This is a genomic window from Desulfovermiculus halophilus DSM 18834 (genome assembly GCF_000620765.1).
GTDB classification, from domain to species: Bacteria; Desulfobacterota; Desulfovibrionia; order Desulfovibrionales; family Desulfothermaceae; genus Desulfovermiculus; species Desulfovermiculus halophilus.
The window spans coordinates 1-2,021 of record NZ_JIAK01000064.1; the positions used below are offsets into that span (position 1 = coordinate 1).

The 2,021-nt window shown below is 37.2% G+C and carries 2 protein-coding genes; both read left to right on the plus strand.

Translation table 11 applies throughout. The annotated features are described in order from the left end of the window. The first annotated feature begins 94 nt into the window (after positions 1-94). A complete protein-coding gene (locus N902_RS19515; protein ID WP_279614668.1) occupies positions 95-202 on the plus strand; it encodes a glycosyltransferase in 108 nt (35 codons plus the stop codon). 320 nt (positions 203-522) lie between these two features. Next, the gene (locus N902_RS19855; protein WP_153304247.1) at positions 523-1,911 is read left to right on the plus strand and encodes a phenylacetate--CoA ligase family protein; all 1,389 of its coding nucleotides are present in this window, start codon (positions 523-525) and stop codon (positions 1,909-1,911) included. Positions 1,912-2,021: the final 110 nt, after the last annotated feature.

Genomic DNA, 2,021 nt, shown 5'->3' on the forward strand with positions numbered 1-2,021 from the left:
TTGTAATGGCATAGGTTCTACAATTTATATGTATGCAACGCATTGTAATTGTTGCTAATTTGACCGCAGAGGCAATCGATTCCTGAAACTCCTGTTGGACATATATGTGTTGCCATCAGAATGGGAGGGGTTGCCTTTGGTCCTGCTTGAGGCAATGGCTGCCGGGCGGGCAATAGTAGCCACCAGGGTGGGGGGGGAATAAAGATGCGATCGAGCATGCCAAAAGCGGGTTTTTGATCACACCAAAAAAATCCGGGGAATTATCCGAAGTTGTCTGTCGGCTTTTAGGCAATGATGTTGAGAGGTATAACCTTGGGAAGGAAGCAAAAAAAAGATTTTACCAACATTTTTCTGTGCAGAGTATGGTAAGTAACTATGAAGCTCTATACCGTGAAATTTTGCGCAGGAAGGGGATTGTTACGGACAACGTTCAATGAGAATCATTAGCAAGATAATGCAAATTTAAGATACTGAAGTGTAGATTCCCGTCTCGTTATATATTCTCTTTTAAGCTCATAGGTAATGATGATAAATATAAATAAAATCTATAACTGGTATGATATTTGTCCTGTTTTTGTGCAAAATATTTTAGTTTCTTTATATGGGCTTCATGTAGAACGCGTTCGACATAAAGGAAAATATGACGAATATCTTCAAAAATATACAAATAATCTATATAAATCTAAAGAATATATTGTTTATAATCAATTAATCAATATGCAAAATGTTATAAAAACGGCGTATAATGAAGTTCCATATTATAAAAAACTTTTTGATTTTGAAGGAATAAAAGCAGATCGAATAAACGATTATTCTGATTTGCTGACAATACCTTATCTTGAAAAGCAAACAATCAGAGATTATGAAAAAGAATTAATATCCACAAAATATGATGTCAAAAGATTATTCAAGATATGCACGACAGGAACGACAGGTACCCCACTTAATATATATTGCAACAATAATGTTAGACAAATTAATTATGCATTCTATGATAGGTGGTTACAAACGTTACATATTGATCCAAGAGAGGCAAAGGCGACCATTGGAGGTCGACTGGTTGTGCCTATAGAACAAAAAAAAGAACCTTACTGGAGAAGAAGTTGGTTTCAAAATAATACATATTTCTCTTCATATCATTTTTTATATGAGAACATGAAGTCAATAATAAATGAACTTGAAAGGTTCAAGCCTTGTTATATAGATGCTTATCCATCTAGTGTGTACACATTAGCTCAATATATAGTAAATAATAATATAAATATAAAAAATAAATTAAAGGCAATTATAACATCAGCGGAAACATTGTTTGATGATATGCGTGAAACAATTGAACAGGCATTCAAGTCACCTGTATTTGATCAGTATGGGTCAGCAGAGATGTGTGTTTTTATTGCCCAGTGTTCTTGTGGAAGCTATCATGTACATAGTGACTACAGTGTTGTTGAATTTATCAATGAGCAGGGTGAACCTGCCCAGGGAGGTGAAGAAGCTGAAATTGTCTGCACGAGCTTGATAAACCCTGTCATGCCGCTTATCCGCTATAAAATAGGGGATATGGTCACCCTCTCCTCGGACACGTGCTCATGTGGCTTGCCTTTCCCTGTTGTAGCCAATGTTATGGGCAGGTCCGACGATTATATCCAGACTCCTGAAGGCAGACGGGTAGGAAGGCTCAGTCCGGTATTAAAAAGTCTTCCAATAAAGGAAGCTCAATATATTCAAGATGATATTGATAGTCTTACCGTTGTAATAGTTCCGGACAATGGGTATACAGATGATACTGAACACAAGGTCGTGAAGGAGCTTAGAAAACGATTGGGCTATTCCATAGATTTGCAGTTTGACTATACTGAGAGGATATCTAGAGGAAAGGGCGGTAAATACCGGTCTATAATTTCAAATGTATGAAATACTAATGGGTGCGTGTCAGTGACCGCGGTAATAGGGCCAGTCCATGATCACGCTAATAGGGCCAGTTTATGTGCACTTAATGGAGCCACCTGATGATCACCTTAATC

What these genes read in the sequence shown, in the direction of transcription:
- N902_RS19855 (WP_153304247.1), top strand. Translation starts at nt 523, where the DNA reads ATGATGATAAATATAAATAAAATCTATAACTGGTATGATATTTGTCCT.